Genomic DNA, 13,713 nt, shown 5'->3' on the forward strand with positions numbered 1-13,713 from the left:
AGGGAAGAATTAAGTATATAGGAAGATAAATCATGTCAGGACTTCGTATCCTTCATTTAGTTGGGTCTGCATATAATGATTTTTATTGTGATTTGTCACGCCTTTATGCTCAAGACTGTCTGACAGCAACAGCAGAGCGATCGCGCTATGACTTTCAGATTGCATATGTTACACCTGATCGCCAGTGGCGATTTCCTATTTCTCTCAGCCCAGAAGATATCTCTGTTGCTAAACCGATGAATCTGTTTGATGCGATAGAGTTGATCACAGCGCAAAACATTGACCTTGTGTTACCGCAAATGTTTTGTATTCCGGGAATGACTCACTACCGGGCTTTATTCGACCTGCTGAAGATCCCTTATATCGGCAATACTCCAGATATTATGGCGATCGCCGCCCACAAAGCTAGAGCTAAAGCAATTGTTAACGCAGCAGGCGTAAAAGTGCCTCATGGAGAACTACTCCGCCAAGGAGACATTCCGACAATTACACCTCCAGCGATCATTAAACCTGCAAGTTCCGACAACTCTTTAGGGGTAGTCTTAGTTAAAGATGTTACCGAGTATGATGCTGCTTTGAAAACAGCATTTGCATATGCTTCAGAGGTCGTCGTAGAAAAATTCATCGAACTCGGTCGAGAAGTCAGATGTGGCATCATCGTTAAAGATGGGGAGTTAGTAGGTTTACCTCTAGAAGAGTATTTGGTAGACCCCGACGAAAAACCCATTCGTAGTTATGCTGATAAACTCCAACAAACAGATGATGGTAACTTGCTTTTCGCCGCTAAAGATAATCACAAATCCTGGATTGTAGACCCTAACGACCCAATCACCCAAAAGGTTCAGCAAGTAGCTAAGGAGTGTCACAGGGCTTTAGGTTGTCGCCACTACAGTTTATTTGATTTCCGCATCGACCCACAGGGAGAACCTTGGTTTTTAGAAGCTGGTTTGTATTGTTCTTTTGCCCCTAAAAGTGTGATTCCCTCTATGGCGAAGGCCGTAGGAATTTCTTTACATGAGTTATTAATGACGGCTATTAATGAAACTTTGGACAAGAATAAATTTAATTTGCAATGATGCTCCCACCCTGCTACGCTCTAAGCGCAGCTATGCCGCAGGCTTTACGCAATTAAACTTTGCCTTTTTTTAACCCTATCGGTGTACAGATATAGAGACGTACATTTTGTCCACCCTACGTCCGCAAACTGCTGTCCACACCGTGAAGCTAAGTATATCTTAATAATTAGCTCCCAGTTATGAAATTTCTGAAGCAGAAACTGCAATTGCGGCAACTTATACCCGGAATAGCACCAAAAATTTCGGAAACCTTGACACAAACATACAATATCTCCCCATTAGAACAACTAGTTGTAGAGGAAACGAACAAAGTACGCACCAATCCCCAAGGATATTTACTTGTATTGGAAAATTATCGTCGGCGGTTTCAGGGAAGTAAAGTTAAACTTGGCGATCATGTTTATTTACAAACTCAAGAAGGAGTGAAAGCAGTAGATGAGGCGATCGCTTTTCTTAAGTCTGCTCATCCAGTAAAATCATTGACTATATCTGAAGGTATGTCTTTGGCTGCTAGAGATCACGTCCAAGACCAAGGAGCAAAAGGTGCTGTAGGTCATGATGGTAGCGATGGTAGTAACCCCTTCACTCGCATGAGTCGCTACGGTAATTGGCAAGTGACAGCCGGGGAAAATATTAGTTATGGTTCTCACACTGCCCAAGATATTGTCATGCAATTAATTATTGATGATGGAGTGCGATCGCGCGGTCATCGCACCAATATTTTTAACCCCGCTTTTCAGGTGACAGGGGTAGCCTTTGGTATTCACTCCACATATAGGCAAATGTGTGTGATTACCTACGCCGGGGGATATACATCAAACTTACTTTGATGGAAAATTCGTATAATCGTTGTGTCTGTAGTCTGCTATCTATGAGAAATTCTCTATAGCAGCACCAATATTGCTCAAAATCTAACCACAATGCCTGATAGTTCTAAAAAAGCTGTAAACCTCAAAGTTGATATTCAAGGTGAAGGATTTCCGATTTTGTGTTTACACGGTCATCCTGGCTGTGGTCGTAGTCTTTCTGTATTTACCAATCATTTATCAAAACGCTACCAAACTTTTGCTCCAGATTTACGTGGATATGGCAAAAGTCGTTTTCAGGGCAATTTTGCTATGCAGGATCATTTAAGTGACTTAGAAGCCCTGATAGACAGTTTCCAGATGGAAAAATGTCTAGTGTTGGGATGGTCATTAGGTGGAATTTTGGCAATGGAGTTGGCTTTGCGCTTACCACAACGTGTTACAGGGTTAATTTTGATAGCCACAGCCGCCAGACCTCGTGGTAATCATCCGCCCATTACTTGGCAAGATAACCTTTACACAGGTGTTGCTGCCCTTTTGAACGCTGTTAAACCTGGCTGGCAATGGAATATTGAGACTTTTGGTAAGCGATCGCTGTTTCGTTATCTCATCCAACAACATACGCATACAGCATATAATTACATTGCCCAAGAGGCCGTACCAGCTTATTTGCAAACTTCAAAATCTGCCACTCACGCCCTTTATAGTGCCTTACGTTTGGGATATAACCGACTAGAAGACTTGGAGCAAATTGGTTGTCCTAGTCTGGTACTTGCTGCCTCTCAAGACCGTCACATTACAGCCGATTCCAGCTTAGAAACGGCTCAACACCTCAAAAATAGCCAGTGGCAATGCTACCCTAACACGGCTCATCTTTTTCCCTGGGAAATACCCCAGCAGTTACTCGGCGATATTGACAGATGGTTAGCAAATTATCCCCAAGTAATGAGTAATGAGTAATGAGTGCTGAGTTACGCAACTGGCATATTTTTTATGTAGGGGAGGCAAAAAGCGGTGTGGATTTTCCTCCCGCTTTATTGCCGTTGTGTGACGCTGCGAAAGTATTGGAACGTAGTTATCAGACTTATAGCGTCACGCACCAGCCATCGATTGTGACACTTGCGTAAGTCCTGTGAGTAGTGAGTAATGTTAGCGGTAGCGCGGCGTTGAACAGCGTGCTGAGTGTTGAAAGGTGACACTCACCAAACACCTCGCGCCGTGGAAGCCCCTGGCTTTAGACATGGGGGTAAGGCGCAGGCGAATTTATTCGCCGTTACATTATCGCCTTGGGGTTGCTTATTCGGTGTACCTTTGTTTTGTACTTTCAACGGGACAGTTACCGTTTCAAATTTGACAACCCTGTACGCATAATGTTTTGCTCCAAAGAGCCTCCCTTACGGGGTAATGTTAGCTTCGCCAAAGTTATCGGTCGGTAACTATCCAAATTGCACTTCCTTAACCCCTATTAAAGATGTTTAACAATTTGGTTTTAGAGCAGGGAACTAGCTACGCATCCCCTGGTAAGTTCTTGAACACTTGCCGATAACGGAGTTAGTTAAAACTTAGGCTGGTCAGATTAGGGCTTTTTCAAGCCCCCGCTTTTAGGCGTGGGGTTTCTGACTCATTAGTCAGCAATCTCTTATATATAAGTAAAACATATAAAATATATTGCACTTTATATGTCAACTCTTGTTGGACAATTAGTTACAAAATCGTTACAATAATTCATATAAAGCAATAACTTGATCTGACAAACTAAACACTCACTCAACTGGTGATCATTACCTAAAAGAGTGCGGTGGAGTCAACTGAGTAGAAAGGGTTATCAACTCAGTTGTCACCAAAATCAGAAATGTTTCTTGTGCAGTTAGTTCATAAAGGCTTAATTCGGTATTGGTTTCTTCCATTGACATTTGGACTTCTCCTAATCACCTCGGTTTAATTACCGAGGTTTTTTGTTGATTTAGCAGAAGATATATCTTAATAAGTTTTTACTTTTTTGGCAATATAAGTTAAATTATCTGCCTGCTATATAAAAATCAGAAGGATTTTACAAAATAAATCGAATATTTGTGATTAGTGTTTTTTAAACTCTAGATAAAGGAAATATTTCAAGACTTATATTTAATATTTTACAAAAGCGATCGCACCTCAATATGGAAATGATATTTCTTTCCTATGTAGTATTTTATTGATTCAATGTGAAGTAACAGGATCAATCAAATAATCATACTCTTTTAAAATTGGTAAATTTACCAGTTTTTGTCAGTATTTTTCACATATCCTTAGTTTATCCTGATCAGTTCCCAATATCAGTGAACCCATTATTTATAACTCTGTTGATGTGTAAATCTTAGAAATTTTAAATAAAAACCAGGAGTTTTACATATAAATATATGGAAACAGAGACAGTCGCACTGATTTTAATTGTGGATGATAATCTGGATAATTTGATAGTTTTGTCCACCTTATTAACAGACTCAGATTTTAGAGTTTTGACAGCCACCAGTGGACAAGATGCCTTTCAGAAACTAGATCATATTACTCCTGACTTAATTCTACTAGACGGAACTATGTCTGAAATCGATGGGTTTGAACTTTGTTATCGGATTAAAAATAGTCCGATATTGCAAGAAATTCCCATAATTTTAATGATCGCTAGTAATGAGATACAAGGTAGATTTACGGAATTGAATTTGGAATCACTTGATTATATAAATAAACCATTTCTGCCAACAGAGCTTTTAATACGTATACGGTTGAATTTGCAGCTACTAACCTTAACTCGCTCTCTTTATGAAAAAAATAATCAACTTAATCAAGAAATCGTAGCTCGTCAAATAGCAGAAGCCCAAACATACCAACTCAGCCAAAACTTAGAAGAAAGAGTAATTGAGGAGACTCAAGAACTGACCTTAAGAATAAATGAGCTACAAGCACGAGAGAAGAAACTAACCTATGCAGCTTTTCATGATTCGTTAACGGGATTATTTAATCGTGCTTGGTTAATGCAATATTTATCAGAAATCTTTGATCAGCAGCAACCACAACATGGATATGCAATTCTATTTTTGGATCTAGATCGTTTTAAGAGTGTTAATGATTATCTGGGACATCTTGTTGGTGACAAGTTACTGCAACAAGTTGCTCATCGTTTAAAAAATTGCATATCTCAGAGCGATAAAATCGTTCGTTTGAGCGGAGATGAATTTTTAATTTTCCTTGTCAATCAAGATGGGGTTCAATCAGTTGAGATAGTTGCAAACTTTATTCTGCAACAATTGCATATACCCTTTAATATTGACACATATCAAATTTCTATCGGCGTTAGTATTGGTATTTTGCCCTCTACTCTCAGCTATCAACAACCAACTGATATTCTCAGAGATGCTGATGCAGCAATGTACCAGGCTAAACGAGCCGGAAAAGGTTGCCATATAGTCTTTACCTCAGAAATGCAGCAGCAAACATTGCAGCGTATCCAGCTAGAAAGTGAACTACGTCAAAGCATAGAGAAAAATGAGTTTTGCCTTTACTATCAACCCATATTTTGTTTGACTTCTCAAAAGCTAGTAGGCTTAGAAGCTCTAATTCAGTGGCAACACCCACAAAAGGGAATAATTTCACCAGATAAATTTATCACAATTGCTGAAGAGATGGGTATAATTTCAACTTTAGACTTGCTATCATTACAGCTAGCTTGTCAGCAACTATATCGGTGGAAACAAGAATTTTCAATTGCTGATTCACTTGTAATACATATTAATATATCTACTGTACAACTGCAACAGTTAGATTTAGTAGAACAAATTAAACAAATTCTCAGTGAGAATCAGATATCACCCTCAGCGATGAGGTTAGAAGTTACAGAGAATGCTTTCATTAAAGCATCTAGCATTGTAAATCAAGTCTTAGAAAAAATTCATACTCTTGGTATAAAACTATGTATAGATGATTTTGGTACTGGATACTCTTGTTTTAGCCAATTGCATACATTTCCTGTTGACACACTCAAAATAGATCGTTCATTTACTAAGAATTTAGATGATGGGATTAAAAGCACAGCTATTGTGCAGAATATGATTTCCTTTGCTAATTCTCTAGGAATTTCTGTTGTAGCAGAAGGTATTGAAACTCAAAAGCAGTTAGAAAATTTAAAAAAATTGGGCTGTCAATTTGGACAAGGTTATTTATTCTCTCGGTCTTTACCTAGTGAACAAGTTACTAGTTTGTTAAAATCACAAAAATTTTGAATCCCCAAATAAATACCCCTGTCACCGTTCTCTTTCCCTACTGGACGCTCCGCGAACAGAGATGCTATCGCGTAGCTTGCTTCCCCGGAGGGGTAAGACTGACGCTCACGGAGTGTTCCGAAATCAACCCATAGCGTCCCGCAGGGAAGCCTGTCACCTATCCCCCGTGTTTCTTCAGACTTATAAAAATGTGATTATATCAAAAACTCATCTAATGGTAGATACGTAGAAAAATTTTATATGACATAATTGCAGCTAGATAATCAAAACAAGCAATCATAAATACGTAATATTATGGCTCGGTTAACTCAAGTTATTCAAAACACATTTATTCGTTTAATAGCTTTCTTCTCGGTTATTTTTAAAAAAATTTGGAATTTAATTAGCCGTTTATTTAATGCTTTTGCTAATTTATTTGGCTTGAATAAGACGAGTTATTTTTTAGAATCTGAAGCAGTACAAAGTACAAATAAATATTCAGATACACAGTCGATAAAAACGCAGGTAGATACTAAGTCAGAAATCTCTAATACTGGTCGTCGCCGTCCTAATGCCAAGATGGACTATTACATAAAAATGGCACGTGAAATTCAAAACAAATAGTTGAAGTTAAATATACCAATTAGACATTTCTAGAAATGAAATATGCGTTATCCAGAAATCTTGTAGAGACGTAGAAATGCTATGTCTCTACATTTTTTTCAGTAATTTTTATCGGAATTGGGGAGTAGTCAATGCTGATTAAAGCTATCTTTCCACACCCCTCCTCAACTGGCTCTAATTCCACGACATGGGAGATAAATGTAACTCGCTTGATTCCAATGTGGTGAGGTAGTATTTAAACCATTGACCTGCTAATCGCCCTACCTCTTCAATTGCACCAGGTTCTCCAAACTGGTGAGTTGCGCCAGGAATAAGGTGTAGTTGTTTGTGTTGTGCAGAAATTTGCGCGATCGCATCTTCATTCATGGCTATGATAGGGTAATCATTTTCACCCACAATTAACAAAGTCGGTGCTTGTACGCAGGGTAGGGCTGCACTTACTAAGTCAGTTTGTCCACTACGAGAAACAATTGCTTTTACAAGCATTGGACGTGCTGTAGCTGCTAATAATGCTGCTCCACTACCTCTATTTACGCCAAAGTAGCCGACTTTGAGATTCTGGGTAGCGGGGTTTTCAGATAGCCAATCTGTTACGTCTACTACCCGTGCTGCTAAAAAATCAATATCACAGCGAAAATGCTGGGTACGCTGGTCTATTGCTTCCTCTTCTTTAGTTAGTAGGTCAATCAAAAAAGTTGCTAGTCTTCCTTGTTGACGCAAGAGATGAGCAAGATAGTGGTTGAACGTGCTGTATCTACTGCTACCACTGCCTTGAGTAAATAGTATAATTCCCTCTGCATCTGTTGGTATAACTAGCTCTCCCTTAAGACGGATTGATCCTAGTTCCAGAATGACTATTTGTTCTTCAACGTTCAATAGTTGGATTTTATTCATTGCTATATCTTAAAAATGGGTTGAGTCAGGGTTTAGAGATAATTTCTGAGGAACTCCCACACCAGTTACAATAGTGATTAGATGAAATCTCTCTCATTTCATTAATTGATGAGTCAAAATGACTCAAGCAAAGTTCAATTCACACAATTATCAAGGTGCTACAGAATTGTGATTTTATTTTCAACTTATAACTAAAGTTTGAAGAGCTTGTGATTCCAGACTAAAGACTCTTGCTGACTTAACAAAAATCAAGAAAATACGTGTTAAATTTTTCAGTCTTTTATTTGCTCTAGACTTAATCTTTGTCTATATTAGCCTTGTATGATAAATTAATTCAACTATCAAATTTAAGAATAATCATTAGCAAATATCTAAAAATTCTTCGTTTATATCTCAATGAATGCAAAATGATACTAAAATATCATTTTTATTAGATAAATCTGGTGACACTTATCTACTCAAAAGCTTTTTAAGTAAAATAGGAGACTATTAACTATGTATCACCGAATTTTAGTTGCTATCGACCAATCGGAAATGGCTGAATACATTTTTGACCAAGCTGTATTTTTAGCTAAATCGACTGATGCAGAAATGATGTTGCTTCATGTTCTCTCTCCATTGGAAGACCCTTATCTCAGCCCTATATTTATGCAGCCTGATACTATATATCCAACTGTGCCACCCGAACGGATGGACAGCTATATTCAACAGTGGGAAAAACTCAAACAAGAAAGACTAGAATGGTTGCGATCGCTAACTAATAAAGCTATCAATGCAGGGGTAAAAACTGGGTTTACTCAAAATATGGGTGATGCCGGTCGGATTATTTGTGAAGTTGCTCGTAGTTGGCCGGCTGACTTAATTCTGCTTGGTCGTCGTGGTCGCGCTGGACTGAGTGAGTTTTTCTTAGGTAGTGTGAGTAATTATGTGATTCATCATGCTTCTTGCTCAGTTATGGTCATCCAAGGCAAAATGCCTAGTACAACTGAACTTCTTCAGTAAGAAGACATAATTAACGCTTAATTGAATCAAAGGGCAAGTTCTCCATATCAGAATTTGTCCTTTATTTATTTTAAGAGCCAATAAAAAAAATCTTCATAATACTTTACAAGAGGGTTACTTTATCAGTACAACTGGTAAAATGAGTTTTAAATTTTACAATAATCAAGCCACCTCTTAGTTACTTTATTACTATGGAAACACTAGCTTATTTGCATCTAGCCGAGAGTTATGAAGGATTCGCCAATTCAGAACAGCAAAGTCTCACTGATGCTGATTTGTGCTTTCTGGAACTAGCATGGATCAAGAACCACAGTGGAGTTTTAATACTAGCTCTTTCCTTGGCAATGGGTTCTTTAAGTGTATCGAACCCAGCGATGGCTCTCAAAAGAGGTCATAGAAGCCCTCAAGTGATATCTCTTCAGCAAAAACTGCAAGAGGCTGGGTACTTTCAATCCAAACCGACAGGATATTTTGGCTCTGTCACAGAAACCGCAGTAATCAAATTTCAGCAAGCTAATGGCTTAAAGGGTGATGGAATTGTTGGGTCTAAGACACTGGCGGCTTTAGAATCTAGTTCTGGTTTAGGTGTATCAGCCTCATCAAACACCGAACCTAGCACCCCTTCTTCTATTGTTAATGATCCTCAATCACAGGTAACATCAAAGCGATCGCTAAAAAGAGGCGACAACAGTTATCGTGTGATGTCCCTACAACGGAAATTGCAAGATGCTGGATACTTTAATGCACCCATCACAGGTTATTTTGATGAAGCTACCCAAGCAGCAGTTATCAAATTTCAACAAACTAAGAGACTAACTATTGACGGTATTGCCGGGAAACAAACATTATCAGCACTAGAATCTAATTCTGGAGAGTTCAACGCTGCGCCTTTTTTGGCAACTTCTCCCGAACCTAAAATAACAGATAACTCTCCACAGTTAAAGAATCAAGTCGAAATCGAACAGCCACCAGCGAAAGTTTCCCGTAGTCCGCAAAAAATGAAGCTGGTAAAAACCATCTCTTCTAGTAAAATTTCGCCAAAATCGGTGGTTTACTCAGGTAATGGCCTATTTTTTGCCCAGAACATGATGTATAACCACTCCATCACTGTCTATGACCGGAACTATAAATTAGTTAAAGTGATTCCCGATGAAGTAGATTTATCAAAATATGGTTATGCTAAAAAACCAGGTAAATTTAGAGGCGCACCCGTTGAGGCGAGTTTTTCCCACAATGGTAAATATGCTTGGGTGTCTAACTATCAAATGTATGGCCCTGGTTTTAACAACCCTGGTAGTGATAAATGTCATCCATCTCAAAAAACTGACAAGAGTTTTTTATATAGAATTAATACAGATACTCTAGATATTGATAGAGTTATTCAAGTTGGTTCAGTCCCTAAATATGTAGCCACTTCAGCTGATGAGCAACTGATATTAGTCAGCAATTGGTGTTCTTGGGATTTAAGTATTGTCGATGCCAATCAAAATCGGGAAATCAAACGAATTAAACTAGGCGCATACCCTCGCGGAATTGCCGTTGATGCCAAATCTGAAAAAGCCTATGTTGCTGTGATGGGTTCTCAGAATATTGCTGAAGTTGATCTAAAAGACTTTTCCGTCGGCTGGCTGAAAAATATAGGCAGTTCACCACGCCATTTAAACATAGATCCTACTGATAAATATCTCTATGCTTCTTTAAATGGTGAGGGAAAAATTGCCAAAATTAGTTTATCCCAAAGAAAAGTAATAGATAAAGTGATCACAGGGAAAACGCCGCGTAGTATGGTGTTATCTGATGATGGACAGCTACTTTATGTTGTTAACTACAAAGAACACACAGTTAGCAAAGTTCGGACTAGTGACATGAAAGTGTTACAAAAAGTAAATGTCGATGCTCATCCCATTGGAATTACTTACGATCCGCAAACTAGGGAAGTTTGGGTGGCTTGCTATTCTGGCAATATTATGATTTTTCAAGATTAGAGAATAGTCAATTTATTGGGCGACGAGAGGAAACCGATTTGATTTTTAAAATACACGTAGCCCACCCTACTTGACGAAAGAAAGGTAATACCGCAATACCTAATGCTCAATTCTTTACTGTCCCCTCCCTACGCGAGTAATTATCGCTATGACACGCTGCGCGAATAGAAGTCAAATCGGATTCCTAAATATTTTCGGATAAATCTCTTATTTTTCGTTTAAATCGAAGAATTAGCTCAATATATTCATAAAGCTAGAGACGGTAAACCTGAAGCTATAAACTTTATAAAAAGATGTAAATTTTGTAACTAAATTTTATTTTTTTAAATTCTTCTATAAAACTCATAAATATTTCTGCCCCATAGGGTTTTTATTGCCAATAAAAATCAGAATTTTCACGGATATAAATTAAATTAACAATCTCTAAAATAGTTACATTCAATAAAAGCTTCTTAATGTTGGAGTATATACTGAAGTGTAGCAATTGAAGTTGAGTCATGAAAAAATCATCCGTAATTTACACTAGCTTGAGAAAAATTTTATTTTACATACTCAGTTAGTGTAGTTTTACAGTGTTTTCAATTAACTTATTTTTTCATTCTCAAAGTATTTTTGTTACATTACAAAACATAAAAATTTAAAAACCTACTATTAAAAACAGTAGCCTCAATAAATTTATCAACATTAAGAAGATTTATCAGGGTATCTGAGTAGATTAGCTATTTAAAAAGCTGGCTTGTGAATTAAAAACACAAAGTGTGAACACCTGAAACTGATGATATCAAATAACATTTTAGATGAATTTAAAAGCTGCACTCAACTGCAATATAATGGGCAGTTGATTCTAAGTAGTCCAAAAAAACATCAATGGACTTTCTACTATCGATTAGGACGGATAGTTTGGGCAACAGGAGGAACGAATCCTTTTCGGCGATGGCGTAGACTTATGGCTCAACATTGCCCGCAAATTGATGTAGATAAAATTCAGTTACGTAAGCAAGACGTAGCAACTAATTATTGGGACTATCGTCTTTTGGAAATTTTGTATAAAAAACAAAAAATTCAAAGAGAACAAATTCACGCTATTGTGGAAAACACTTTAGCAGAACTTTTATTTGACCTAGCACAGCAGACAAAGTTTGTTGCGGTTGAGTGCGATCGCAATCAAGAAGCAATTTTAGAAACGCCCATGAGTTTCACCAGTGCAGATGTGTCGATGAAACAAATGCAAGACTCATGGAATCTTTGGACACAAGCTGGTCTAGCAAATCTTTTTCCTGACTTAGCACCAGTCATTAGAAGACCAGAACAACTACAAGAGTTAGTCAGTCCGCCAGTATACAAAAACTTTGTAACTTTGATTAATGGCAAACTGACACTGCGAGAATTAGCAGCCAGAATGAAACAAAATGTTTTACCTGTCTCTCGTTCCTTGCTTCCCTATGTCCTCAAAGGCATCATCGAATTAGTTGAAGTACCTGATTTACCTTTAGTTTTAACAGAACCTCCAAATAACTCTATCTCTGCACAGCCAAAAAAAGCTCATGCTCCATTGGTAGCTTGTGTAGATGATAGCCCTCAAGTCTGTAAAATGATGGAGGAGATTATTACCTCACATGGACTGAGGTTTATCAAAATTCAAGATGCTATACAGGCTTTGCCAATTCTAATTCAGGAAAAACCAGACCTGATTTTTCTAGATTTGATTATGCCTGTCGCTAGTGGCTACGAAATCTGCACACAGTTACGCCGTATTTCTACTTTTGCCAATACTCCTGTGATTATTTTAACGGGTAATGATGGACTATTAGATAGAGTGCGTGCTAAAGTAGTCGGCTCTACGGATTTTCTCACTAAACCTGTGGCTACAGATAAAGTTATGAGCATTGTACGTAAGTATTTGCCTGTAAACTCTTCATCTACAACCAAAAGTAACTCAAATTTAGAGGTTTTTCATCAAGGTATAGCTTGAGTTGTGACCAAAGTAGTATTTGAATTAGCTTGAGCATATTTTCAGGCTTAATTGTGCTTGGCATTTTAAAGATTTTTATTGTTATAAATAACAATAAAAACTGTAACATTAGGTAGTTTCTCTGAGCCAAATTTAGCAGTAAACAACCACAATAACAACAAACTAAAATCCTGGTGGCATCTGGCTTAAATGCCCTTTGAATTTATGTTGGGTAATTTATCAAAATTTATTTAAGGAATTGCTATGGCTACTGTTTTAGTTATTGAAGATGGCTTGACTGATATGGAAATCCTCACTCGTTATTTACAACAAGCAGGTTGTTCTGTCATTAGTGCAACAAGCAGTGAAGAAGCTCAAATCAAAATGGATAATAATAGACCAGATTTAATATTTCTGGATGTAATTTTGCCCGGTAAAAGTGGATTTGAAATTTGTCGAGAACTCAAAAATAACCCTGATACTAGCAAAATACCTGTAGTATTCTGTTCTACCAAAAATAGTGATGTAGATAAAATTTGGGGAAATATGCTAGGTGCAGAAGCTTATCTTTCTAAACCAATTAATCAGGAAGAGTTAGCATTAACACTAAAGAAATTTTTTAATTAAGCATTGTAATCAAAGGATTAACTACTTTGGAGAAGCAGGATAAATTTTTAAGTTTTAATTTGGGAGTTCGAGATACAGCAGTAATTTCCTTGAAGCAAATCACAGAAGTTTTGCAAATATCTTTGGGGGATATATGTGTTGTACCTCAGATGCCTAGTTATATTTTGGGTCTTTATAACTGGCGTGATGAAATGCTGTGGTTAGTAGATTTAGATGAAATGCTTGGTTATCCACCATTGTCACAAACAGCAAATATGCTGGTAAAAATGATGGCAATTGTACTAGAGGAGAATGGTAAATATTTGGGTTTATTAGTAAGGCAGTTGATGGATATTGAGTGGCTAGATACGGATCAAATGAAAGCACCATCTGGGGAATTATTCTCTCCATCACTATCGCCTTTCTTACAAGGATATTTTATTAATGATGATGAGAAAATGATGTTAAATCTTGATGCTGAGGCTATTCTTCATTCTCCTGTATATACTCATCATAGTTAGGTGACAGGGATTGAAG

The 13,713-nt window shown here is 37.5% G+C and carries 12 protein-coding genes; 10 read left to right on the forward strand and 2 right to left on the reverse strand.

Annotated features, from left to right (window positions below):
- Positions 1-32: 32 nt before the first annotated feature.
- The 3 genes from L6494_RS08965 (at position 33) to L6494_RS08975 (ending at position 2,842) form a co-directional block, all read left to right on the forward strand.
- The gene (locus L6494_RS08965; protein WP_237993943.1) at positions 33-1,076 is read left to right on the forward strand and encodes a D-alanine--D-alanine ligase family protein; all 1,044 of its coding nucleotides are present in this window, start codon (positions 33-35) and stop codon (positions 1,074-1,076) included.
- Positions 1,077-1,255: 179 nt separating this feature from the next.
- Positions 1,256-1,906 (forward strand): CAP domain-containing protein, encoded by a 651-nt coding sequence (locus L6494_RS08970; RefSeq protein WP_237993945.1) that lies wholly within the window; start codon positions 1,256-1,258, stop codon positions 1,904-1,906.
- A 90-nt stretch (positions 1,907-1,996) separates the two neighbouring features.
- Positions 1,997-2,842: an alpha/beta fold hydrolase gene (locus tag L6494_RS08975; protein ID WP_237993947.1), complete on the forward strand. Its 846-nt coding sequence runs from the start codon at positions 1,997-1,999 to the stop codon at positions 2,840-2,842.
- Positions 2,843-3,663: 821 nt separating this feature from the next.
- On the opposite strand, the gene L6494_RS30860 is transcribed toward L6494_RS08975, so the two are convergent.
- On the reverse strand, positions 3,664-3,795 hold the full coding sequence (locus tag L6494_RS30860; protein WP_269139286.1) for a hypothetical protein: 132 nt from the start codon (positions 3,793-3,795) through the stop codon (positions 3,664-3,666).
- Between the two features lie 483 nt (positions 3,796-4,278).
- Here L6494_RS30860 and L6494_RS08980 point away from each other — a divergent pair, with 483 nt between their 5' ends.
- Together L6494_RS08980 and L6494_RS08985 are read left to right on the forward strand one after the other, a co-directional pair.
- Positions 4,279-6,135, forward strand: coding sequence for a GGDEF/EAL domain-containing response regulator (locus tag L6494_RS08980; RefSeq protein WP_237993949.1), 1,857 nt, complete (start codon positions 4,279-4,281; stop codon positions 6,133-6,135).
- Between the two features lie 294 nt (positions 6,136-6,429).
- Positions 6,430-6,738, forward strand: a complete 309-nt coding sequence (locus L6494_RS08985; RefSeq protein WP_237993951.1) for a threonine dehydratase — start codon at positions 6,430-6,432, stop codon at positions 6,736-6,738.
- Between the two features lie 174 nt (positions 6,739-6,912).
- Here L6494_RS08985 and L6494_RS08990 read toward each other — a convergent pair whose 3' ends face one another.
- Positions 6,913-7,632: a dienelactone hydrolase family protein gene (locus tag L6494_RS08990; RefSeq protein ID WP_237993954.1), complete on the reverse strand. Its 720-nt coding sequence runs from the start codon at positions 7,630-7,632 to the stop codon at positions 6,913-6,915.
- A 495-nt stretch (positions 7,633-8,127) separates the two neighbouring features.
- Here L6494_RS08990 and L6494_RS08995 point away from each other — a divergent pair, with 495 nt between their 5' ends.
- From L6494_RS08995 to L6494_RS09015, 5 genes are all read left to right on the forward strand, one after another.
- On the forward strand, positions 8,128-8,634 hold the full coding sequence (locus L6494_RS08995; RefSeq protein WP_237993955.1) for a universal stress protein: 507 nt from the start codon (positions 8,128-8,130) through the stop codon (positions 8,632-8,634).
- 191 nt (positions 8,635-8,825) lie between these two features.
- Positions 8,826-10,619 (forward strand): peptidoglycan-binding protein, encoded by a 1,794-nt coding sequence (locus L6494_RS09000; RefSeq protein ID WP_237993957.1) that lies wholly within the window; start codon positions 8,826-8,828, stop codon positions 10,617-10,619.
- Between the two features lie 775 nt (positions 10,620-11,394).
- Positions 11,395-12,591, forward strand: coding sequence for a response regulator (locus L6494_RS09005; protein WP_237993959.1), 1,197 nt, complete (start codon positions 11,395-11,397; stop codon positions 12,589-12,591).
- A gap of 243 nt (positions 12,592-12,834) precedes the next feature.
- Positions 12,835-13,197 (forward strand): response regulator transcription factor, encoded by a 363-nt coding sequence (locus L6494_RS09010; protein WP_190702649.1) that lies wholly within the window; start codon positions 12,835-12,837, stop codon positions 13,195-13,197.
- A 26-nt stretch (positions 13,198-13,223) separates the two neighbouring features.
- Positions 13,224-13,697, forward strand: a complete 474-nt coding sequence (locus L6494_RS09015; protein WP_237993962.1) for a chemotaxis protein CheW — start codon at positions 13,224-13,226, stop codon at positions 13,695-13,697.
- The last annotated feature ends 16 nt before the right edge of the window (positions 13,698-13,713 follow it).

Source organism: Nostoc sp. UHCC 0870 (genome assembly GCF_022063185.1).
Lineage (GTDB): Bacteria > Cyanobacteriota > Cyanobacteriia > Cyanobacteriales > Nostocaceae > Trichormus.